Source organism: Paraburkholderia aspalathi, assembly GCF_900116445.1.
GTDB lineage: Bacteria > Pseudomonadota > Gammaproteobacteria > Burkholderiales > Burkholderiaceae > Paraburkholderia > Paraburkholderia aspalathi.
Genome location: NZ_FPBH01000053.1, coordinates 15,224 through 36,890, shown reverse-complemented (window position 1 = coordinate 36,890; position 21,667 = coordinate 15,224). Strand labels below are relative to the sequence as shown.

Annotated in this window: 17 protein-coding genes; 6 read left to right on the top strand and 11 right to left on the bottom strand. The window is 63.6% G+C overall.

Annotated features, from left to right (window positions below; all coding sequences use genetic code 11):
* The first annotated feature begins 81 nt into the window (after nucleotides 1-81).
* Nucleotides 82-453 carry a cupin domain-containing protein gene (locus BM438_RS42160; RefSeq protein ID WP_093647053.1) on the top strand — a complete coding sequence of 124 codons (372 nt, stop codon included), beginning with the start codon at nucleotides 82-84 and terminating at the stop codon, nucleotides 451-453.
* A 115-nt stretch (nucleotides 454-568) separates the two neighbouring features.
* Here BM438_RS42160 and BM438_RS42155 read toward each other — a convergent pair whose 3' ends face one another.
* From BM438_RS42155 to BM438_RS42145, 3 genes are all read right to left on the bottom strand, one after another.
* Nucleotides 569-1,960, bottom strand: a complete 1,392-nt coding sequence (locus BM438_RS42155) for an NAD(P)/FAD-dependent oxidoreductase (RefSeq protein ID WP_093647050.1) — start codon at nucleotides 1,958-1,960, stop codon at nucleotides 569-571.
* A gap of 159 nt (nucleotides 1,961-2,119) precedes the next feature.
* Nucleotides 2,120-3,724 (bottom strand): purine-cytosine permease family protein, encoded by a 1,605-nt coding sequence (locus BM438_RS42150; RefSeq protein WP_244179596.1) that lies wholly within the window; start codon nucleotides 3,722-3,724, stop codon nucleotides 2,120-2,122.
* Nucleotides 3,725-3,991: 267 nt separating this feature from the next.
* Nucleotides 3,992-4,972 (bottom strand): LysR family transcriptional regulator, encoded by a 981-nt coding sequence (locus tag BM438_RS42145; RefSeq protein ID WP_093647048.1) that lies wholly within the window; start codon nucleotides 4,970-4,972, stop codon nucleotides 3,992-3,994.
* Between the two features lie 155 nt (nucleotides 4,973-5,127).
* Between BM438_RS42145 and BM438_RS42140 the strand changes: the two genes are divergently transcribed.
* Nucleotides 5,128-6,510, top strand: coding sequence for an NAD(P)/FAD-dependent oxidoreductase (locus tag BM438_RS42140; protein ID WP_093647045.1), 1,383 nt, complete (start codon nucleotides 5,128-5,130; stop codon nucleotides 6,508-6,510).
* A gap of 64 nt (nucleotides 6,511-6,574) precedes the next feature.
* Here BM438_RS42140 and BM438_RS42135 read toward each other — a convergent pair whose 3' ends face one another.
* Nucleotides 6,575-7,468 (bottom strand): LysR family transcriptional regulator ArgP, encoded by an 894-nt coding sequence (locus BM438_RS42135; protein WP_093647042.1) that lies wholly within the window; start codon nucleotides 7,466-7,468, stop codon nucleotides 6,575-6,577.
* A 97-nt stretch (nucleotides 7,469-7,565) separates the two neighbouring features.
* On the opposite strand from BM438_RS42135, the gene BM438_RS42130 reads away from it, so the two are divergent.
* Complete coding sequence (locus tag BM438_RS42130; protein ID WP_093647040.1) at nucleotides 7,566-8,192, top strand: LysE/ArgO family amino acid transporter; 627 nt, start codon at nucleotides 7,566-7,568, stop codon at nucleotides 8,190-8,192.
* 15 nt (nucleotides 8,193-8,207) lie between these two features.
* On the opposite strand, the gene BM438_RS42125 is transcribed toward BM438_RS42130, so the two are convergent.
* The 5 genes from BM438_RS42125 to wecB form a co-directional block, all read right to left on the bottom strand.
* The gene (locus tag BM438_RS42125; RefSeq protein WP_093647037.1) at nucleotides 8,208-9,107 is read right to left on the bottom strand and encodes an alpha-amylase family protein; all 900 of its coding nucleotides are present in this window, start codon (nucleotides 9,105-9,107) and stop codon (nucleotides 8,208-8,210) included.
* Nucleotides 9,108-9,260: 153 nt separating this feature from the next.
* Nucleotides 9,261-11,963, bottom strand: a complete 2,703-nt coding sequence (locus BM438_RS42120) for an NfrA family protein (protein ID WP_093647035.1) — start codon at nucleotides 11,961-11,963, stop codon at nucleotides 9,261-9,263.
* On the bottom strand, nucleotides 11,960-14,179 hold the full coding sequence (locus BM438_RS42115; protein WP_093647032.1) for a glycosyl transferase family protein: 2,220 nt from the start codon (nucleotides 14,177-14,179) through the stop codon (nucleotides 11,960-11,962). Before BM438_RS42115 ends, BM438_RS42120 begins: the two co-directional genes overlap by 4 nt.
* Nucleotides 14,176-16,359, bottom strand: a complete 2,184-nt coding sequence (locus BM438_RS42110; protein ID WP_143131860.1) for a cellulose biosynthesis cyclic di-GMP-binding regulatory protein BcsB — start codon at nucleotides 16,357-16,359, stop codon at nucleotides 14,176-14,178. The genes BM438_RS42115 and BM438_RS42110 overlap by 4 nt, the downstream gene beginning before the upstream one ends.
* A gap of 101 nt (nucleotides 16,360-16,460) precedes the next feature.
* Nucleotides 16,461-17,657, bottom strand: coding sequence for a non-hydrolyzing UDP-N-acetylglucosamine 2-epimerase (gene wecB / locus BM438_RS42105; RefSeq protein ID WP_093647030.1), 1,197 nt, complete (start codon nucleotides 17,655-17,657; stop codon nucleotides 16,461-16,463).
* A 541-nt stretch (nucleotides 17,658-18,198) separates the two neighbouring features.
* On the opposite strand from wecB, the gene BM438_RS45795 reads away from it, so the two are divergent.
* Nucleotides 18,199-18,492 (top strand): hypothetical protein, encoded by a 294-nt coding sequence (locus tag BM438_RS45795; RefSeq protein WP_167378540.1) that lies wholly within the window; start codon nucleotides 18,199-18,201, stop codon nucleotides 18,490-18,492.
* A gap of 158 nt (nucleotides 18,493-18,650) precedes the next feature.
* Nucleotides 18,651-18,812, top strand: a complete 162-nt coding sequence (locus tag BM438_RS42100; protein ID WP_035551387.1) for a DUF1328 domain-containing protein — start codon at nucleotides 18,651-18,653, stop codon at nucleotides 18,810-18,812.
* Nucleotides 18,813-18,942: 130 nt separating this feature from the next.
* Here BM438_RS42100 and BM438_RS42095 read toward each other — a convergent pair whose 3' ends face one another.
* Together BM438_RS42095 and BM438_RS42090 are read right to left on the bottom strand one after the other, a co-directional pair.
* Nucleotides 18,943-19,572, bottom strand: coding sequence for a GNAT family N-acetyltransferase (locus BM438_RS42095; protein ID WP_093647072.1), 630 nt, complete (start codon nucleotides 19,570-19,572; stop codon nucleotides 18,943-18,945).
* Nucleotides 19,573-19,713: 141 nt separating this feature from the next.
* Nucleotides 19,714-20,616 (bottom strand): LysR substrate-binding domain-containing protein, encoded by a 903-nt coding sequence (locus BM438_RS42090; RefSeq protein ID WP_093647028.1) that lies wholly within the window; start codon nucleotides 20,614-20,616, stop codon nucleotides 19,714-19,716.
* Between the two features lie 102 nt (nucleotides 20,617-20,718).
* On the opposite strand from BM438_RS42090, the gene BM438_RS42085 reads away from it, so the two are divergent.
* Nucleotides 20,719-21,615, top strand: coding sequence for an EamA family transporter (locus BM438_RS42085; protein WP_093647025.1), 897 nt, complete (start codon nucleotides 20,719-20,721; stop codon nucleotides 21,613-21,615).
* The last annotated feature ends 52 nt before the right edge of the window (nucleotides 21,616-21,667 follow it).

The following is a 21,667-nucleotide window of genomic DNA, read 5'->3' as shown; positions in this document are numbered from 1 at the left end:
GCAGCTTTGGCTCAGACTCCGGTTCTGCTTCGATTCCGTCTTCGAATCACTTGTTTTCGACCACATAACCAGGAGAGACACATGAGCACCATCACTTTCACCCGCATCGACGCTAAAGGCCCCGGCGCTTCCGGCCTGAACCCCGCCCTGCACGATCCCGCCGACGTCATTCTCGAAGGCGCCACGGCGCCGCACGCCCTCAACGCCTTCTCCGACGCGAGCAACATGCTGTCCGCAGGCGTATGGCAATGCGATGCGGGCACGCTGAAGCTGGCCGACCTGCCGATCCACGAAGTCTGCGTGCTGATCGAAGGCGAAGTCGTCATTACCAGCGACGACGGCCGCAGCGAACGCTATGCCGCCGGCGACGCCTTCATCCTGCACAAGGGCTTCTCGGGCACGTGGCATATGCCGGTGGCGACCAAGAAGTACAGCATCGTCTACTGCGGTTGATTCATACTGCATCGCAGCGTTGCTTCAACAAGAACCGCACCCCTTAAGGTGCGGTTTTTTTATTCTGGCGGCAATCAAAAAAAACCGCCGGACACATCGACACCTACCGCAGCAACTACATCGGGAAGCCCAGCGCCTTGATCGAATTGATCCAGAGACGCCGCCAGCCGCCGCGATCGTCGGCCCCGTCGAATGCGTTGAAGGTAATCTTCGCGGCGATCCAGCGCAATGGTTCCGGCGGAATATACGACGGCCCCTTGCGCGAAATATCCAGCGACGTAATCAACGTCTCGCGATTCCACAGCATGTCGAGCCCCATCTTCGCACCAAAGCGGCTGCCCGCCACGCCGAACCCCGTATAGCCCGCGACGAACACGCTCTTGCCACCGTGATAGCGGCGCGCGAACACGGCGCCACGCGAGCAGTAGTCGATCGGACCACCCCATGCATGGGTGAAGCGCACGTCGTCCAGTTGCGGGAACGTACGGTAGAAGGCTTCGGCGAGCTTGTAGTATGTGCTCTCGTCACGATCCGCGGCCGGATTTGGATCGCCGCCGAAGTGATAGCTCACACGGCCGCCGAAAATGATCCGGTTGTCTTTGGTGAGACGGAAATAATTGAGCTGCGTGCGCGTATCGTAGATGCCCTGGCGATTGTTCCAGCCGATCCGTGCCATCTGCTCGTCGCTCAACGGCGCAGTCGCGATGATGTGATCGCGCACCTGCATCACGCGGCGCTTGATGTCGGTCACGCCCACATCCGCCGTGCCGGTGCCAAGCAGCACGCGTGGCGTTTCGATGCTGCCCGCCTGGGTGTGCACCATCATCGTTGCGCCGCGATCTTCCATGCGCGTGATCGGCGAGTGTTCGTGCAAACGCACACCGAGTTTCAGCGCGGCGGCCTTAAGGCCCCACGCGAGTTTCGCCGGATGAATCGTGCCGCTGCGATTGCGCGACCACATCGCGGCTGCGAACAGCGGTGAATCGAGTTGTTCGCGGGCGCCTTTGCTGTCGAGCAAAACGACATCATGCCCGTGGGCTACGTGCAGTTCGTAATCGCCTTTCAGATGATCGAGGTGGCCCGGATCGACCGCGACCGTCATCTCGCCATTCCATTCGACGTCCGCTTCAATGCCGTAACGCGTCAACGACTCCTTGAAGCCGTCGAGATTCTCCTGGCCCAGCTTTTCCAGCACGTCGAGGTCTTGTGGAAAGACGCGCGTCGCATTCGGCAGACCATGCATCACCGACGTGGAAATGATCCCGCCCGGACGGCCCGATGCGCCGTAAGCCACCTTCCCTGCTTCGACCAGCACGACGTCGAGTGATGGGTCTGCTTCTTTCGCCTGAATCGCGGCCCACAAACCGGTGAACCCACCGCCAACGATCACCAGATCCGCGGAAGTCGGTCCGATCAATTCCCGTTCGACAGCCGGTGCACGCGGATTGTCCAGCCAGAACGGAAACAGCTTTACACCTTCAAACGCGCGCTTTACTGACTCGCTCATTTTGTTTGCCTACTCAACTTGAATACCATTGCATTTACTGCGCGACTGTTGCTTCGGTGCGGTCTTGGTGACACTTGAACGCAGCTTCTAATGCCACCTCGATGCTGCGTTCGGCGCCGTGTCCCTGCGCCTTGCATTGAACACCTCGAACCGCACGATTCAACCCGCGTCCTGCGTGTCCAGCACTTCTTCGCGTTCACGTCGTACGGCGTGCTGCTGCGGTTGCGTCTTCATTTGCGCGCCGCCGGCCTTAAGCCTGGTCACCGGCACCACCGGATGCACCGTCGCATTGCGCTGCGGACCGCTACGCAACCAACGTCGGCCAAGCGGCCCATACACGCCATCCGGTTCAGGAAAGCACTGCAGCAACGCGATGTACAACGCGCAGGCCAGCGTCAACGAAACCGGCATGCTGATGTCGAGACCACCGGCGAGCTGCCCGAGCGGACCGACGAACTGATCCGGCAGATTGACGAAGCACAGGCCGACCACCGCGCTCGGAATCCACGCGCCCATCGCGCGCCAGTTCCAGCCGTGCGTGAACCAGTAGTGACCGCCACGGCCGCCGCGATTGAATACCTGCAGATCGTCGGACAGATAGAAACCGCGTCGCGTCACGAAGCCGATGATCATGATCACCATCCACGGGCAACTGCAGACGTTGATCAGCACCGAGAACGTCGACACGCTTTCGACCAGATTAAAGGCGAAACGGCCGAGAAAAATGAAGCCGATGGCGAGGCTGCCGATCAGCAGCGTGGCGCGCACGCGGTTCAGAAACTTGGGGAACATGCTCGACATATCGAGCCCGGTGCCGTACAGCGCGGTGGTGCCCGTCGACATCCCGCCGATGATCGCAATCAGACACACCGGCAGAAAGAACCAGTTCGGCGAGATCGCCAGCAACCCGCCCACGTAGTTATTCGAGGCGATAAAATCCGGCGCCTTACTGGCAATGATTGTCGCCGTGGCGAGGCCGAAGAAGAACGGCACGAAGGTGGCCAGTTGCGCGAGCATCACCGCGAGGATCGTGCGCTTCTTCGGCGTGTTCTGCGGAATATAACGAGCCCAGTCGCCGAGCGTGCAGGCGAACGACACCGGATTGCTCATCGCAACCAGCACGGCGCTCACGAACGCCGGCCAGAAACCCACCGAACCGAGCGCCACCTTGCCGGCGTACGCGCTATTGAACGGCCCGGCGAACGCCACGATGCCGACCACGAACAGCAGACTCGCGGCCCACACGGCGATCTTGTTGACCCACAACATGAAGCGGAAACCGTAGACGCAAACGGTCAGTACCAGCACCGCAAAGAGACCGTACGCGAAGCTCAGCGTCATCCAGTTGACCGGCAGGCCGAGCAGATGATTCGCGCCGCCCACGAGCGCGTCGCCCGAACTCCACACCGCCAGCGAGAAGAACGCGACGGCGGTCAACACCGCCAGAAAGGAGCCGACGATCCGGCCATGAATGCCGAAATGCGCCCCCGACGAAACCGGATCGCTCGTACCGTTGCGCGGACCGAACAGGCCCATCGGCGCAAGAATGCACGAACCGATCACCACGCCAAGCACGATCGAATAAACGCCCGCCTTGAACGACAGACCGAGCAGCACGGGAAAACTGCCGAGCACCGAGGTGGAAAAGGTATTGCAACCGCCGAACAGCAAGCGGAACAGATCGATCGGCCGCGCATAACGCGAGCGATCCGGAATGCGTTCAAAACCGAATGTTTCGACTTGAGTGATGCTGTTGCTGCTCATTGTCTCCAACTCCTGTAACGGCCAGGTCAATCACAATGGCTCGCCACGAGGATGCGGCGTCCACTTTTCTCGGATATCTGGACGTCACTGTAAAGACAATCGGCGCGGGCAAAAATATCGCCCGCCCAACCTTTACTTCGATCGCGGGCGATGTAAGCTGAAATGCCCGTCCTATAAGGCTCTACGAATGAAACTGGAGACCGCGCGAGGACCTCCTCCGGGCTTGCTCTAACGCAAACGTCGAAGCGAATAGCGAGAATCCGCGCCTCAAATCGGGCTCGCTTCGCGCGCATCACGCGCCTGGCGGCGCCGTTTCGCGGCGGCGACAGTCGGCAGCGGGATCGGCACCGCGCCTGACATACCGTGCTCGATCAGAAAATCGCGGAACAGGCCAGCGACATGCGGCAGGCGTTTGTCGGACACATGCATCACGTACCAGTCGCGCTCGATTGGATTCGCGGGCAAAGGCAATAACGCCAGCAGACCCGCCTGAAATTCCAGCGAACACGCATGCAGCGACAGAAACGCGATGCCCAGCCCCGCCTCGACCAGTTGCTTGATCGCTTCGTTGCTCGAGAGCTCAGACCCGATATGCAGCTTGTGACCGGCGAGCCGAAACAGATTCTCGACCGTCGAGCGCGTGCCGGAGCCCCGCTCCCGCACGAACAGATTCGCGGTTTGCAGATCGTCCAGCGACAAGCGCTTTTTCTTCATCAACACGTGGGCAGGCGAGGCGACGAACGCCATCGGATGCTTGGCGAACGCCGTGGCCACTGTGCGCAATTCACGCGGCGCGCTACCCATCACCGCAAGATCGATCTCGTGCGTGGCCAGCATGCGGATGATGTCGGCGCGATTGCCGACCTTGAATTGCACCTTCACTTGCGGGCGCGATTCCGTGAAGCGCACCAGAAAAGGCGGGATCAGATATTCGGCGGTGGTGATCGCGCCAATGCGCAGTGTGCCGCCCTGCTCGCCATGCAAGGCGGCGAGATCATCCGCCGCGCCGTTCCACAGATCGAGGATTTCCAGCGCATAGCGCGCGAGGATTTCGCCCGCTGCAGTCAACTGCACGCCACGGCCCACCCGCTGCAATAGCGGCGCACCCGCTGCCTCTTCGAGCAGGCGCACCTGAAGCGACACCGCCGGCTGCGTGAGCTTCAATTCTTCCGCTGCGCGCGACACGCTGCCGAGCTTCGCGACCGTATGCAAGGCTTTCAATTGACGAAACGTGGCGGCTTTTAACATAAGTGAAAACCTATATGTTGTGCAGAAACATTAAATTGTGCTGCGGTTTCAGCCGATTCTATACTGGCCCTGACAGATGAGGCGAACGAATACCGGACATAGCCCCGAGACGCCTTCGCCGGCTCGGCACAGATAACTTCAGGAGGATACGGATCATGGCTGCAATCGATCAGCAGGGAGCCTCTACCGCGCAACGCAGGGAGCAAGGGCAACAAGCGGCGGCGCATCGCGTCGTGATCGTCGGCGGTGGGGTCGGCGGCCTTGGGCTCGCTACGCGACTCTCAGAAACGCTCGGACGCGCCGGTCTCGCACAGATCGTGCTGGTGGATCGTTGGCCGACGCATTTCTGGAAGCCCTTGCTGCACGAAGCCGCGTCGGGCCAACTCGACCCGGCCACGCATCAATTGCAATACGCCGTGCAGGCGCAACGGCACGGCTTTGAATTCGAACAGGGCGAACTCGCCGCGCTCGATCGCACGAACCGGCACATCACACTGAATGCGCTCCACGACGCCGACGGCCGCGAAATCCTGCCGTCACGGCAACTTGCATTCGATACGCTGGTGCTGGCCATGGGCAGCGTCACGCAATATTTCGGCGTGCCCGGCGCGGCCGAACACGCGTTGCCGCTCGAATCGGTCGCACATGCGGAAGCGTTTCGCCGCAAGCTGCTCGACGCCTGTCTGCGTGCGAATCATGCGCGACGCGCACGGACCGCGCAGGCGGACACGCCGGTGTCGATCAACATCATCGGTGCTGGAGCAACGGGCGTTGAACTCGCCGCTGCGTTGCGCGATACGGTGCGCCTGCTCAATCGCTATAGCCCCTTTTCGCTCGACCCCGTGCGCGACTTCCGCATCCGTCTGATCGAAAGCAGCGAGCGCGTGCTGCCTGCCCTCTCCGAAACGATCTCGGCGCGTGCACAAAAGATGCTCGGCAATCTCGGTGTCGACGTGTTGAACGCCACGCGTGTCACCGAAGTGCGCGCCGACGCCGTGCTGACGAATGAAGGCGCGCCGCTCGCCAGCGACATCGCGATCTGGACAGCCGGCATCGCCGGGCCGCCGGTGTTGCGCACGCTGGACGGCATCGCGGTAAATCGCAACGCACAGGTGCAGGTGAACCGCACGCTGCAATGCACGAACGACGCGAACATATTTGGACTCGGCGACTGCGCGGCCTGCCCTTCTTCGGAAAACGCGGACGCGTTCCTGGCGCCGCGCGCTCAGGTCGCGCACCAACAGGCGCAGTTTCTGGCGCGTGCGCTGAAGTGCAGAATCGAAGGCGAGCCTTTACCGGAGTTCGTCTATCGCGACGCGGGCACGTTAGTCGGCTTCGGCCGTGAAGGCACGATCGGCAGCCTGAGCAACAGCTTGCTGACGCAGCCGGTGTTCGTCGACGGCTGGCTGGCCACTGCCGTCTACAAGCTCATCTATCGCCGCCACGTGATGACATTGACGGGCTTCGCACGCATGGCGCTCGATTCCGCGAGCCACTGGTTGCGGCGACGCGTGCATCCGGTGATCCGGCTGCATTGAAATTGGCAAGCGCGGGCGGCGTTTTTCAGATTCTCCGATTCAGAAAACACCGCCCGCGCGACGCTCAATCGAGAAACTCCGTCGCCCGCTTGCGCAGCATCGCGCCGAAATCGTCGAGCCAGCCGATCGACAGGCGCCAGCTCTGCCAGTACAAATCCACATCGAGATGCTTGCCAGGCGCCACCTCGACTAACTCGCCGCTGGCCAGATGCGGTGCAATCATCCGTTCGGGACACATGCCCCAGCCCATTCCCGTCACGCAGGCGCGCAAAAAACCGGCGACGTGCGGAATCCAGTGCAAGGGCGGATCCAGGTCGGCCCGCGTGATGCGGCGCATGAAGCGCTTCTGCAACTGATCCTTCGGGTTGAAATCGACGCACGGCGCGCGCCGTAACGACTCGCGCGTGACACCGTCGGCAAAATGACGCTCGCGAAACGCCGGCGTGCAGACCGCCAGATAGCGCATCCGGCCGAGGCGGGTCGAGCGGCAGCCCTGCACGGGCTCGGCTTGCGTGGTGACCGCGCCTTGCACGCTGCCGTCGCGAATCCGCTCTGCGGTGTGATCCTGATCGTCGATCACCAGATCGAGCAGCATCTCCCGTTCCACGCAGAACTGGGCCACCGCGTCGATGAACCAGGTGCCTACGCTGTCGTCGTTGACAGCCACGCGCAGCGCCGGCCACGGTTCGACCAGCGCGCCGGGCAGCGCCGGCAGCCGGCCGCTCAGCTCCGCTTCCAGCAATAGCACGCGTTCGGTATGGCGGCACAGCAGCGCCCCCGAGGTGGTCGCGACACACGGCTGGCCGCGCTTCACGAGCACGCTCCCCACCCGTTCCTCCAGCAGCTTGACCCGCTGGGAGACGGCCGAGGGCGTCACATTCAGTTCGCTGGCCGCACGGTCGAACGAGCCGTGCCGCACCACGGCGGCTAGCGCATCGAGCAACGCATAATCGAGCATTAGCGTTCCTTAATCGGCATTAAGTAAATTAGCTTCTCTTATGAGTAGCAAAACCGCAGACTAGCCTCGTTCGCTTTCCCCGTCTACTGGATCGATTATGAATTGGCTGTCTTTTTCCCACGGTGCTGCCCTATGCGCGTCGCTGATCGTGACGATCGGTGCCCAGAATGCGTTCGTGCTCCGTCAGGGCATCATGCGCTCGCACGTCGGCAAGATCGTCGCTCTGTGTGCGCTGTCGGATTGCATCCTGATCGGTGCGGGCGTCGGTGGTGCATCGGTTCTGGTGGAGCGCTATCCGGTGTTCGTCCATACGATGCTGTATGTCGGGCTCGCTTATCTGGCGTGGTTCGGCATCAACGCGCTGCGCCGTGCGGTGCGCCCGGGCCATGCGGTACTGGACGCCAATGCGGACGGCACGAGCGCAGCAGCACCCGTGCAACGCGCACTGCCGATCATCCTGATGACGCTGGCCTTCACGTGGCTCAATCCGCACGTATATCTCGACACCTTCCTGCTGATCGGCACGGCCGGTGCGCGCGAACCGGACGGCGCACGGGTGGCGTTCGCGCTCGGCGCGATGGCGGTGAGCGGAATGTGGTTTATCGGTTTGGGTTATGGCGCCCGCGCGTTGGCACCGCTGTTTCGCCGTGCGACGGCGTGGCGCGTGCTGGATGGCGCGATCGGCAGCATGGTGTTGCTGCTGGCGGTGACGCAGTTGCGGTGATCGCCGGCGAGCGCCCTACTTCTGCACCTGCTGCATGCCGAGCAGATCCTGCACGAGTTGCGGCGACACGTAATGCGGTCCGTCGAAGAGATAGGTCCGGTAGCCGCGATACGCGAGCAATTGCGGCGACAGTTCAGCAGCCGTCGCCGCGCGGAACGCACCACCTTGCGCGGGACGAAATGCCTCGGCGATGATTCGCACACGGTCCTTGCCGAGCCGCGCCGCCAACGCATCCGCATACTCACGCGCAGCCGCTGGGCCGCGCGCATAGACACCGCAGCCATCCTGCAGAAACACGCCGACATCGCGCGGCAGCCAGCCGTCCAGCCACGCTGCCAGCGCCGTGCCGCCGATATTCGCGTTGTCGTAGACACTGATCCACAGCGGCCGTGGCAGCTTGTTTAGCAAGGGCGCGAGCGCGGCGGCATCCTTCCAGGTCGGGTCGACCTCCACCGGAAAGTAATAGCCATCGATGTGAACCGCAGGCCGCACGGCCGCCAGCTGCCTCGATTGCTCGACCAGTTGCGCCAACTGCGCACGGGCCGTGGTCTCGTCGAAACGTCCGGCGAGACCGACGATCACATTGCGCGCCCACGGTTCGCCCGCAATCCGTGTCCAGTCCGGCAGACGTCGAACCGTTTGCATGGCGGTGCCGGGCAGAAACGACATGCCGTCCACCGCCGTCCATTGCACCAGCAGCTCCGTCACGCCGAGGCGATTCCAGTCTCCGCGCGGGTCGACATGATCATCGTCGAGTTGCCACACCACGCCCTGCGCCAACGCGCCGGCGTCGCCCGCACCCGGCGCCGAGCAGCCGTACACGAGCGCGGCGCACGCACTCGCCGCCAGCAGCGCGCGGCGGCGTGGGGAGACCGGCTCGCCCTCTCGAGTCTGAACGTCGTGTGGATTACGCATTGTGCTGGCGCTGTGCTTTGAAATGAACGTCACGATAATCCTGAACAAGTTGCGCGCGATCGATCTTGACGTTGACCGATACCGGCAAGGACCGGCACGCGAGCAATTCTGATGGGATCATATACGACGGCAGGCGCGCGACATCGTCCTGAGTCAATACGAGTAGATCGCGCCGAAGAACACGCCACGCGCGCGTTCGTCACCCGTGATTTTCAGGCGGTACTGCACCGACAGATCGACATACGAGCGCGGTGCGTCGTATTTGCTGTCGCGAAACCAGTAACGCGTCGAAATCCCTACACCGGCTCCGAGCGGAATGCTGTGATTGACGCTCGAGTCGTAGTCCGCGCCGATCACGGCATACGGGAACACGGTCCACTTCGGGCTGTAACGGTCCATGCGGAAGGTGCGGCCCAGTTCGAGATTCGTGGTCGCATAGACCGATCCCGCGTTCAGATAGGCGCCCGTTTCGGCGTAGACCTGCGCGGTCCACCACGACGGCACGTCCACCCGGCGTTCGATGCCATAACCGCCCGAATACGCGAGCCGCGCGAGCCAGTCGGGATTGACCCGCGAGCCGATCGGAATGATCCGTTCGAAGGCGACGATCGCGTCGATCTGCGAGAACGGCTTGGCGCGCGCGCCGACGGTGGCCTGCAAGGTATCGATGCCGCTCGCGCCGCTGTTCTTCACACCGAAGCTTTCATAGCCGCGCGCGTAGAGTTCGAACATCCGGTCGCCGAGACTGCCGAACGGACGCCAGTAGGCTTCCACGCCGGCCTGCCAGTTGTTCGACGTGCCCGGCGTCGGCGACGACGCATAGCCCGGCTGCATGCCCGCGCCGCGATAGTTGAGCGATGTGTCGAAGCCCCAGTTGCGTGTAGCCTCGGCGTGCGCGCTGCGCATCTCGTTCAGTTGCGCCGGTGTGGCCGGCGGCGTGTCGTCCATTGGCGTGGCGCTTGCGTCGATCGCGCGCTCGAAGTACTGCGCCGCTTCGCGATTGCGGTGTGCCTGGACGGCCGCATAGCCCGCGTCGGCATACGCTCTGGCCGGCATGGTGCCGGCCTTGTCGGCCATGGTGAAGCGTTGGTACGCGACGCGGTTGTTGCCGGCCCGTCGCGCGATGTACGCGGCGGTCATGTCGGGCATCGCGTCGAGCATGCCGGCATCGACCATCTGCTGCGCTTCGCTCGCCGCGGCGCGGTCGTCGCCGGCGGCGCTCAGCGCATTGATCAGTTCAACGCGATGCTGTGGATCGTCAGGCGCGGCCTTCACGGCTTCGCGCGCATAGCCGACCGCGCCGGGTTTGTCGTTCGCGGCCGCCTCCGTCGCTGCTGCACGCGCCGCCGCGAAGCCGGGATCGGCAGCGTACACGTCGCAGCTCGCGCCGAACTGATCGACGACGCAGTCGAAGACCGGACGGCGTGCGGGATCAATCGGTGTGGTGGGGACGGGCGACATAGACGAAGCGGTCATGGCGGCCGTCGTGCTCGCGGCGCTGATCGCATCAGACGCGCTCGCAGCATGCGCTCCAACCGCCGGCGCTTGCGTCAACAACCGTCGTGCCTGCGCGCGGCGCAACGCAATCGGCGCATCAGTGTCATCGCCATTCGTCTTCAGCGGCGCGAGCAGATCGAGCGCGCGCTGCGGCTGCCCTTCCGCGATCCACACATCGGCGATGATCACGCGCGCCACGCGTTTGTTGCGCTGGGTCGCAGCGTTGGCGTGCAGCGCTTTGGCGAAGTCCGCCTCGGCTTCTGCCGTCTTGCCCTGCGCGGCCAGCGTATAACCACGCAGCGTAAGCGGCATGATTTCCGTATCGTCGGCGACAATGGCCGCACTCGCCGCCGCTTGCACGCCAGGCAGATCGTTCGCGGCGAACAGCGCGTCGATCAGCTGGATGCGGTAGCCGACCAAGTCCGGCGCATAGGCGACCGCCTCGCGCGCGAGCGCGGCGGCTTCCACGTAGTCGCCCTTCTTGCGCGCCGCGAACGACGCACTCGACGACTTCGGCGCCAGACGGCTGCCGATAAAGCTGCGCCTCACGCGCAGTTCGTCGTTGTCGCCGAAGCGTTTGCTTGCATCGAGATCGGCGTTCCATGCATCGGTGTCCTGACCGGCCGCGCTCGCCGCGTCGATCAGCAGCAAGCGCAGGCGCAGCAGATCGGGACGCAATGCGATCGCCTCGTTCGCGTACCGGACCGTGCCGGAAAAATCCTTCGCTGCGTACGCCTTGTAGGCATGCTGCGCGGCCGTCAACGCGGCGCCGGTCAGCGCGTCCGGGTCGCCCGGTTGCTGACGGCCGGCGCGTGAGGCCGCGCGGGTCGACACGTTTAACGCGTCGATCTGCTTGCGACGCGAGACCAGCGCCGGATCGCGGCCGATCTGCGCGATCGCGTCGCCGAGCGAGCGGCTTGCTTCGCCATAACGACGTTGCGCGGCAAGCGCGTTAGCAAGCAGCACGCGCAGCGACACGACATCGGGGCGCTGGCGAATCGCCTCGCGCGCCCGCGCGATCGCGCCGCTGTAGTCGCCGCGCCCATAGGCGGCATAGGCGTCCTGCGCCACCCGATACGCTGCGCCGCTCAACGGCAGCGCATTGTGTTCGGATGAGACCACCGCTGCGCTCTGCGCAAACGCCGCGGCGCTGCTCAAGCACAACGCGCCGGCCACCATTGCAGCGGTGACGCCACGCAACGTGAATGCGGAAGCCGCAATCGAAGCCGTAGTTAAAGTTGCCGTTGAAGCTGTCGTTGCAACGCACGAGGAAGCGGAAGCCACCGTTGAACCAGAAGCCGAAGCCCCCAAAGAAGCACGCGCCATCCACGCACGCCGGAAGAAAAAAGAATCGCTCATTCGGATGCCGCCAGAGCGCCCTGAAGGCGGCGCTGTTGCTCAATTACGTTCTCGAGTGCGGCACGCGAGATCACACCGCGCGCCACCATGTAGTCGCCGATGCGGCCATGGCGATCCGGGCGGTAGTCCTGCATCGCCGCTTCGAAGGCCTCGCGGCGCACGTGGCCATGCTCGATCAGCAGATCGCCGATCAGCGGCACGCTGCGTGCCGGCACGGGTTCGGCGCCCTCGGCCGACGATGCGCCCGCTGCCCCACCTTCCACGGCACCCATACCCAGTTGCCCGCCCTCGCCCGCCGGCGCCGCGATCTCGACGCCGCGCAATACGCGCAGCCCCGCGGCGATCTCGCCCTCACGAACGATCTCCTGAGAGACCGTTCCACCGACCAGCGCGCTCAGTTCCGCGAACACCGGTTCGGCGAGCGGACTCGCAGTCAGCAGAATCGTCCGGCGACCTGCAGCGTCGGCCTGCGGCAACACGCGATGGCGCACGATCGCTTCGAGCGGCAAGCGCTTTGCATCGTCCTTGATGCGTTCGAGCGCCACGTGGCCACGCGGCAAGTCAGACTGGAACGCAATAGCTTCCGCGAGGGTTTCCTCGTCGAGCCAGCCCTTGGCCATCAGCACGCGGCCGAGCGGCGCCTCACGCGCATGGCTTTCACCGAGCGCCTGTTCGAGCTTGTCCGGGTCGATGGCCTGCCACGACAGCAGCAATTCCCCAAGACGCTGACGGCGATTGTTAAAACCGTCGGCGGACGGGAAGTCATGCATGGTCTTGTCCCATGCCAGCCGCTTGCCGGTCACGAGGTGCGTGAGGAACATCTTCCACGCCCGCGAGACAGCCATGAAGTTGATGAAGTTGCCCACCACCATGCGCGGCACGGACAGCACCCCGTGCTCCCAGCCGTAGAGACGGGTCACGAAATAGATCCGCTGCCCCACGCGCAACAGCAACGCGCAACCGTTGGCCCACAGCAGCGCTTGCAGCCATGGCGAATCGGCGAACGGCGAAGCGATCAGCTCCGGCATCAAGCCGAGCAGATCCGCACCGGCGAAGAGCAGAAACTGGATCACCAGCGCATACGCAATGATGCCGACGAACGCGGTAACGATGCCTTTGCGGTCACGGAACAGCAGATAGCGATTGGCGAACGAGCCGCTCCAGCCGGTCTGCTTCCACCCTTGCAAGCCGATGCCGAGCGTCCAGCGCGCGCGCTGCCGATAGGCGGTGCGAAACGTATCCGGGAAGAATTCGCGCACGCAGAGCGGCATCGTCACGGTGATGTCGCGTTCGCGGCCAAGACCGAACCACGCCTTGCGGCGCGTGGCGAATTGCACCGGAAAGCGCGCGAAGATCGACTGCATGCCCATCTTGCCGAGGCGCGCACCGACGTCGTAGTCCTCGGTGAGGCTCTCGGTGTTAAACGGCTGGTTGTCGGTTTCAGCGTTCAGCGCGAGGAGCGCGCGCCGCGAAAAACACGTGCCGACGCCCGCTGAAGGCACCGAGCCGACCAGGCTCTCGCGCACCACCAGATCTTTCGCGTGCCATTCGGCGAACTCGTCCATATAGGTGCCGGCCACGAGTTCGAACCAGTTGCGCTCGAGCGAAGCCACCGGCAACTGGATCATGTCCTTGCGCGGCAGCAGATAATTGAAAAAGCGCAGCTCGACCGGATGCAGCACATCCTCGCTGTCGTGCAGCACCACGCCGGCGAATTCGACACCCGCTTCTGCCTCGTACTTAAAGATTGCCTGGATCACCCAGTTCAGACAGTCGGCCTTGCAGGTCGGACCGTCGTGCGGCACCTCCACGCGACGCAGCTGCTTATAGCGGCGGCGCATCCGTTCGACTTCGGCGATGGTCTGCGGGTCGTTCTGATAGGTGCCGACAAACACCACATAGTTGCGGTAATCCAGCACCCGCACCAGGTCTTCGATCATTGCCGCGACCACGTCGTACTCGTGCCACGCGGGCACCATGATCGCGATCGGCTGCTCGTCTCGCTGATACAGCTGCGCGCTGGTAAGCGGCTTGTAGGCGCGCTGCACCGTGAAGTGACGATAGAGCGTGCGGGTCCAGTACCAGAGGTCGATGAACAGATCGTCGAGGCTGGACAGCAGGATGACGAACGCCACCAGCGCCGCGACGTATTCGAGCCCCTGGTAATAGTGGGCTACCGCGTAGCCCGCATACCACTTGATTAGCGCGAAGCTCACGACTTGTCCTGATTCCTGCGACGCGCCACGCCGGCCACCAGCAGCAACACGATCAGCAAGCCGACGAGGCCGGCCGGGATGCCCCAACGCACCCAGCTCTGCATGAACCACGGACCTTCGACGTCGTCTGCGCCAACCACTTCGCCCGGATGACGCGTATCGAACTGGCGCAACGTGCCGCTGCCGTCGACGATCGCGACGTCGCCGCGCGACAGTTGCAGCGATGCAGGCAGAATCGCCGCCGTATCGCCCACCGTGCGATACACGATGCCCGATACGCTGCCCGACTTGACCGCTTCGATCACGCCGACGCGGTTCAAACCCGAAATATCCGCCAGCATCTTGCCGGATGCATCGGTGAGCGACAGACGGTCTTTCGACAGATGGGCGAGGCTCTTCTCATCGGCGAGCGTGACGTCGGCTGCGAGGAAGGCGCCCTTCGGGCTCGCCGCTTCGCCGTCACGTGTAACGCTGAAGGTCGCACGGGTCGGCGCGATGCCGCTTGCGTTCGCCAGTCGCGCGACGCGCGGCAGCACTCGTGTGGCGTCGTTCAGATACGAGGCCGGCACGATCACATTCGCTTCCGACGCGAAGCGCGCCACCATGCCGGTGAAGTCGTCGCCGACTTTCGCATCGGTGAGCGTGAGATGGCTGCTCGGCAGAACGGCAATCGGATGACCTTGGCCGCGCGCCTGGCAGCCGCCTTCCGGTTGACGCTGGAACTCCACGCGCAGCACGTTGTTCGGGGCGAGCGCGTAATGCGGCACGCGCGCAGTGATGCGCTGCGGTTTGCCGTTGGCGGTCAGCAATTGCGAGCCGATCAGCACGTCGTTGAAATAGATCGAGGCGGTTTGCGCGGTGTTGTTCAGCGCCGGCGACGCAGCCACGTCGAGCACCACGGTGCCCGGCAACTTGCCGTTGCCCGACGCCGCGCCCAGATCGAAACTCGCGTCCCAGGTGGCGCGGCCCTGCACGTCGAGCGTGCGCGGCTGGCCGCCCAGCAGCGATAGCGCGATTTCGTCGCCGCGCGTGTTCGGCGCGGTGTCGATCTGATGGACCACAAGACGGCTCGTCACGTCGATCGGACGCCACGAGCGCGCGAGGACCGCCACGCCGTCGTTATCGCCGATCACGATCGCGGTCTGGCCGCCGAGGTGAGCAAGGCGCACTTCGCCCGCGGCGAGCGGCTTGGCGATCGGATCAATCGCGCGAGCACGCCATGCATCGAATGCCTCGCTTGCACCCGGCGAGGCGCTGACGACCTGTTCGCGCAAGGCATCGAGGGATGTCTTCAGCGTGTTGCGCACCGTGTCGTCGGCGACGATCACGTCCGGCGCGAACGCCGGGCGCGGCGTGAGTGCGATCAAGGCGCCCGCTTCCGCCGGGTTCGCCAGCTTGTGCGAACCGCCCGCGGCCAGCGCCGCAAAAGCTGGAATCGCGCGCAGCGGCGCCGGCACCTCGGTGTCGCCCAGATCGACCGTATCGCCCACCGCCGGCCAGGTCCGCGTTGCCGGCGTGCGGCCTTCGCGTTGCAGCAGCGCTTCGACGCGCCAGCCTGCGTCGAACGCCGGCGCCGCGAGCGTGCTCGCGCCGAGCATCACCACCGGCTTTTGCGGCAAGGCGCTCCACGCGCTGCGCAGATCGACGATCGCGTCCGGATCGTAGCGATAGGTCAGGCGCGAAGTCGGCGCGATGCGCCAGACGTTGCCGATCGCGGTCTGATCGGTACAGACGTTATCGCTGAGCACCGACGACCAGTCGAGGCCCACGCGCACGAAGCCGCCCGGCCGCGCCGCGCCATCCACGCCGAGACTCGCCGACGCGTCGCCCTGGTCCTGCGTCGGACTGCGCGAGAGCACCGGTGCGCCGTCGAGCGATACCAGCATGGTCGTGCGGCCGCCATTGCCGCGCAGATAGCTGCCGTCGATCTGCAACGCCGCGTCGCTCAATGGCACACCGGCCGGCACGGGCAGATACAGTTCCTGACGGCCGTCCGGCGCGCGCAACACGACCGGATCACGCATTCCCAGTTCGGCCAGCGACACCGTACGCGTGGCGAGACGGCCGCTGCCGAGTTGCGCGAAGCTGCCGGCGACGTCGGCCGGCTGTTGAGCATGGGCCGTCGCGGCAAGCAGCAGCACGGCAAGTGCATTCAGGCGGGAGCGCGCGAGGCGGCGCATTGGCGTATGGGAGGTCACGTTGTCTTTTCTCTTAATTAGCGCGCAAACAGTGAAGCTGATTCGCACTGCATGGATTGTCTGGAACTGCGGCCCGCGCGGCGCTATTGCACGGCTTTTGCGCATTGTGTGTGCGGAACCTGCCCCGTCCCATCGATGCCGCCACTCACGAACTCGTCAAACGGACGCCCGGTCAACGCCGCGACAATCCGTTGGGATGCATGGCCGTCGCCGTATGGGTTGACGCGATGCGCGAAATCGCCGCGCTCGCCTGCGTCGTCAAGTAAGCCCGTCACCGCGCGGACGATCGCTTCGCGCTCCGTGCCGACGAGGCGTACCGTGCCGGCCGCCACCGCTTCCGGACGCTCAGTCACGTCGCGCATCACCAGCACCGGTTTGCCGAGCGCGGGCGCTTCTTCCTGCACGCCGCCAGAGTCCGTGAGAATGATCGAGGCGCGCTGCATCAGACGCACAAAACCCAGATAGTCGAGCGGATCGATCAGATGCACGTTGCGCGCCGTGCCGAGGGTTTCCTGCACCGGCCCGCGCACGTTCGGATTCAAATGCACCGGATAGACGATCTGGACCTTGTTAGTCTTCGCCAGATCCGCGAGTGCCGCGCAGATATTCGCGAAGCCCGCACCGAAGCTCTCGCGGCGATGGCCCGTGACGAGCAACACCGGCAGCGCGCCGTCGAGGAACGGCAAGCGCGCGTCCAGCTCGGCGCGCAGCGCCGCGTCGCTGTCGATGCGCGAGGTGGTGAGGTTCAGTGCGTCGATCACCGTATTGCCGGTTACGAGGATCCTGCCATGCAGCGCTTCGTGCGCGAGGTTCGCTTTCGAACTCGCGGTGGGCGCAAACATCAGATCGCTCATTACGTCGACCACGCGGCGGTTCATTTCTTCCGGCCAAGGCTGCATCAGGTTGCCGGTCCGCAGGCCCGCTTCGACATGACCGATCGGAATCCGCCGATGAAACGAGGCCAGCGCCGCCGCGGACGCGGTGGTCGTATCGCCGTGCACCAGCACACGATCCGGTTGAACGCTTGCGAGCACGTCGTCGAGCGACGCGATGAGACGCGAAGCCAGACCGTTGAGCGTCTGGTTGCCGGTCATCAGGGCGAGGTTGTGATGCGGTTTGATCTGGAACAGATCGAGTACCTGATCGAGCATCTGCTGATGCTGCCCTGTCACGCAGACCACCGACTCGATGCCGGCATCGGCTTCCAGTTGTTTGAGCAGCGGCGCCATTTTGATGGCTTCCGGCCGCGTGCCGAAAATCGACAGAACCCTCGTTGGCATATGCCCTCGATCTTTATTTGAATGTTTTATTGGCGACAGGTAATGCGAAGCACGCGTTAACATCGCGCCCCGATATTTACAGATCCGACTTGCCCATCGCCGATAATTACTGGCAGTTCCCATATGCGCCGGGAACGATTCGATCGGATGCAATAACTGCCGACTGGATTCACGTGAGCGTCGTTTGAGCGAGCAGCCATTGATGGTGAATCGACGCGCATTCTAACGCGTATTTCACCTTATCTCACAATGGATTTTCCCCAATGTGGCGGCTCCGCGGCGGCCATGGCAGCCGTGAAGCGGGGTTGTTGCCGCCCAAGCCGGGGGATTAAACCGGCGCAAACGTTTTCCGAATGTTTATGAAAGCGTTAAATTTTAGCCAATCATTTTTAAAATCTGTAAATGTTAAATTATAATTAACATTTTTCCTGCTTCATTCGCTCAAGTGGCATAGCCCGCAGATTAAGGCCGCGCAAACGTTATCGGTGGATTCGACGTGGTGCGGGCAATATCATGAACTACCCGTTCAAATTGACTGTGTATGTCTGCCTTGCTGGATTGGGATTTCGATTTCCGTGATCAGTCCGGCGTTCTGCGACTCTGCGGATACGCGGATGCCGTGTTGTTGCAGCAACGCGACAGTGACGCCGGTGGCGGGATGGGTTTCGTCGTGGAGCGTGCCCGTTCAACGCACGCTGAATTCCCCAAATCAAGCCAATCACGAGCCAAACGAATCGGCATCGATCAATCGCTTTATAAGGGTTCCGAATTATATGAGGCGGCGGCACGACGAAGCGCGTTTCCAGAACGCGTTCGAAGATCATCAGCTGATTGAGTTCCAGCTCGCGGATCAGGAGCGGCCCTGTTCCTCCTGCTGCTGGGCACACCTATTGCTGTATATCGCTCGCCGGCAACAACCCGTCAAAGCACGCAGTGCCCACAACGAGTAGCCGTTTTCAACTTCGATCCAGCAATCCATCGGTGGGAGGCCCCATGCTTCGATACGCTGTAATCTTCTTCATCATCGCGATCATCGCCGCGGTATTCGGCTTCGGCGGCATTGCCGCAGGCGCGACGGAAATCGCCAAGGTCCTGTTCTTCATCTTCGTGGTGATCTTCCTCGTCACCTTGCTGATGGGCGTGATGCGACGCTGACCTCCGCATCGAACAGGTAAGAAGAAACACCCGCCCCGGTGCGTGGATCAGCAGCGCGTTGCAATACTTGCCACACGGTATTGCAATAGTTGCTGCCCGCACCGGGGTTTTTATCGCCAGCGCACCTTCATCATGCCGCGCGCGCGATCCTCGTCGGTACGGTCAATCTGTGCGACCAGTTCGCGAGCGTGCGCGTCGCTACCGGCGGCTTGCTCAAGATCGCGCTGTCGTAGTGCTTGCCGTCAAAGCGTACGAAATCGACAATGCGAAACCCCTGCCCTCTGTAAAACGTAATGAGATGTGCAGCCGGCTGCGGCGTATCGAGCGCGAGCTCCGCGTAGCCGCGCGTCGCGGCCCAGTGATCGGCGAAAGCGATCAACAGCGTACCGATGCCACGCGCCTGCCATACCGGCTCCACGCCGAACTGGCGCAAGCTGGCAATATCGTCGCGCCTGTATAGATCGCACAACGACTCACGGTCCGGTGCATACAGCGTCATCGTGCCGACAATGCGTCCTTCGCAGACCGCCACATAGCAATCGCCCCGCGTCGCGCGAGAGCGTGTCGTCTCCACCGTTTGATCCACACAGGTGCAATTCAGCCCCATCGAACCGAGTCGGGTGAAAGCACGATGCAGCAGCGCGGTCAATGCAACATACGAATCGCGCGACGGATCGAAGCGGCGCAGTTCGACACGGCCTACGCCGTGACATACGTAATCGATACGGACGGATTGCTGCGTCGTTGCACGTCGCTTCACGTTGAGCACCTCGCGCTATCAAGATGCACGAAGTGTAGATTTCACGCGTAGGCGTCTCAAGAAAAAATGTCGTAAAAACTCACATGGGATGTGCCTGCCGACCTGCGTGCCAGCATGTTGTCGACGCAGCTTGTCCGCGCTCTAACCCACCGGAGCCACAAGCGGCTCGCTCTCGCGCAAGCCAAGATGCAATTCCTCGCACAGGAACGTCTGCAATGTCTGCACAGCGGCCGCCTGCGCACCGGAAACCGGTCGCATGAAGAGTCCAAAATCGGCGGTTGGCGCATCGGGCAATCCATCGGCCTGGCCGAGCACGCGCATCGACTCCGAGCGGATATTGCCATCGAGCAGCACCGACACACCGAGTCCCGCTTCCACGGCCGACTGCACCGCCGGCAAACTGGTGCTGGTGCACACAATGCGCCACGCAATCCCCGCGCGCCGCAGCGCCGTCAACACCTGTTGCTGCCACAGACACGCGCCGCCGAACGCAACCACCGGCAGCACGGCGTCACCGTCGCGGCTGAACCCGCGTGCGCCGACCCAGAAGAGCGGCTGCGTCCACGTCAGCAGCGGTACCGACTCGACCAGCGCGGGGTCTCCCACCACCACGTCGAGGCTGCCGTCCGCAAGCCGGCTCGACAACGCCGAGCTGGTATCGACCACGATCTCCAGCGCCACCTGCGGATAAGCGATCGAAAAGCGCCGCAACGCGCGCGGCAGCCGACCAACCGCGATGTCTTCCAGCATGCCGAGCCGCACCGTGCCGGACACCTGCCCCGCGCTCAGCGCCCGCCGCGCATCGGCGCCCGCGCCGAGGATCGTATGCGCGAACGGCAGCAGCAGATGCCCTGCTTCGGTGAGTTGCACGCCACGCGGCGAGCGGTCGAGCAAACGCTGCCCCAACTCTTCTTCGAGCCGGCGCAATTGCATGCTCACCGCCGCCTGGGTGCGGGCCAGGCGGGCCGCCGCCACACCCACGGCGCCGGCTTCCGCCACGGTGACGAACGCGCGCAGGAGACTGCTGTCGAGATCTCGGGTCATCACGTTTCTTGAAGTGGTCATAAGAAATATCAACTTATCTTAATACCGCCTGCACCGATAAGATAGCTGCCACCCCATCCGAAGAGCGGTAACGAGGCCAAGATGCAGGACACCACCATCAAACCGGCGCTGAATCCTGTGCCAACATCAGCATCCGTGAAGCCCGCCAGTGCCGCAGCCGGCGCAGCCCTCCTGTGCGTGCTGTCCATGTCGAGCGTGCAGTTCGGCGCCGCGCTCTCCGCGCCGACGATGGCCGAGTACGGCTCGCTCAGCACCACCTGGTTGCGTCTTTGCTGGGCGGCCGTCGTGCTTGCGTTGCTGGTGCGCCCGCGTTTCTTCACCTACTCGCGCTCGCATTGGCTCGCGGCCGGTGCGTTGGGCGCCGCGATGGCCGGCATGACGCTGTGCTTTTTCGCGGCGCTTCAGCGGATTCCATTGGGGCTCGCCGTCGCGATCGATTTTCTCGGGCCGCTCGCCGTAGCGACTTTCGCGGTACGCCGCGCGCGAGCGTTACTGTGGCCTGCATTGGCGATTGCCGGCGTGCTGCTGCTCTCGCGCGATCGCGCGGGCTGGATCGGCGAGCCGCTCGGCGTATTGCTCGCGTTCGGGGCCGCGCTCGGCTGGGGCAGCTATATCGTGTTGATGAAAAAGACCGGCACGCTGTTCGCCGGACTCGAAGGATTGTCTGTGTCGCTGATCGCAGCGGCACTGGTTGCCACGCCGTTTGGCTTTGCGCAAAGCGGCATACACATCGCCGCAGGACAGATCGCCGCAACCGCGGGCCTCGCGTTGCTGGTCCCGCTGTTACCCTACGCGCTGGAAATGGTGGCGTTACGGCATATGCCAGCCTCATCGTTCGGGATACTGATGAGTGTCGAACCGGCGATCGGCGCGCTGGCCGGCTTCGTGGTCCTGCATCAACCGATGGGAGTGTTGCAGATCGCAGGCACGCTGCTGGTGGTTACGGCAAGCGTGGGCGCCGTGGTGGCGACACGCTGAACAAGGCGTTGAACCGCTGCGTGCGCATGTCAATGAGCATGTGCATGCGCAG

What these genes read in the sequence shown, in the direction of transcription:
- BM438_RS42160 (WP_093647053.1), top strand. Translation starts at nt 82, where the DNA reads ATGAGCACCATCACTTTCACCCGCATCGACGCTAAAGGCCCCGGCGCT.
- BM438_RS42155 (WP_093647050.1), bottom strand. Translation starts at nt 1,960, where the DNA reads ATGAGCGAGTCAGTAAAGCGCGCGTTTGAAGGTGTAAAGCTGTTTCCG.
- BM438_RS42150 (WP_244179596.1), bottom strand. Translation starts at nt 3,724, where the DNA reads ATGAGCAGCAACAGCATCACTCAAGTCGAAACATTCGGTTTTGAACGC.
- BM438_RS42145 (WP_093647048.1), bottom strand. Translation starts at nt 4,972, where the DNA reads ATGTTAAAAGCCGCCACGTTTCGTCAATTGAAAGCCTTGCATACGGTC.
- BM438_RS42140 (WP_093647045.1), top strand. Translation starts at nt 5,128, where the DNA reads ATGGCTGCAATCGATCAGCAGGGAGCCTCTACCGCGCAACGCAGGGAG.
- BM438_RS42135 (WP_093647042.1), bottom strand. Translation starts at nt 7,468, where the DNA reads ATGCTCGATTATGCGTTGCTCGATGCGCTAGCCGCCGTGGTGCGGCAC.
- BM438_RS42130 (WP_093647040.1), top strand. Translation starts at nt 7,566, where the DNA reads ATGAATTGGCTGTCTTTTTCCCACGGTGCTGCCCTATGCGCGTCGCTG.
- BM438_RS42125 (WP_093647037.1), bottom strand. Translation starts at nt 9,107, where the DNA reads ATGCGTAATCCACACGACGTTCAGACTCGAGAGGGCGAGCCGGTCTCC.
- BM438_RS42120 (WP_093647035.1), bottom strand. Translation starts at nt 11,963, where the DNA reads ATGAGCGATTCTTTTTTCTTCCGGCGTGCGTGGATGGCGCGTGCTTCT.
- BM438_RS42110 (WP_143131860.1), bottom strand. Translation starts at nt 16,359, where the DNA reads ATGCGCCGCCTCGCGCGCTCCCGCCTGAATGCACTTGCCGTGCTGCTG.
- wecB (WP_093647030.1), bottom strand. Translation starts at nt 17,657, where the DNA reads ATGCCAACGAGGGTTCTGTCGATTTTCGGCACGCGGCCGGAAGCCATC.
- BM438_RS45795 (WP_167378540.1), top strand. Translation starts at nt 18,199, where the DNA reads ATGTCTGCCTTGCTGGATTGGGATTTCGATTTCCGTGATCAGTCCGGC.
- BM438_RS42100 (WP_035551387.1), top strand. Translation starts at nt 18,651, where the DNA reads ATGCTTCGATACGCTGTAATCTTCTTCATCATCGCGATCATCGCCGCG.
- BM438_RS42090 (WP_093647028.1), bottom strand. Translation starts at nt 20,616, where the DNA reads ATGACCCGAGATCTCGACAGCAGTCTCCTGCGCGCGTTCGTCACCGTG.
- BM438_RS42085 (WP_093647025.1), top strand. Translation starts at nt 20,719, where the DNA reads ATGCAGGACACCACCATCAAACCGGCGCTGAATCCTGTGCCAACATCA.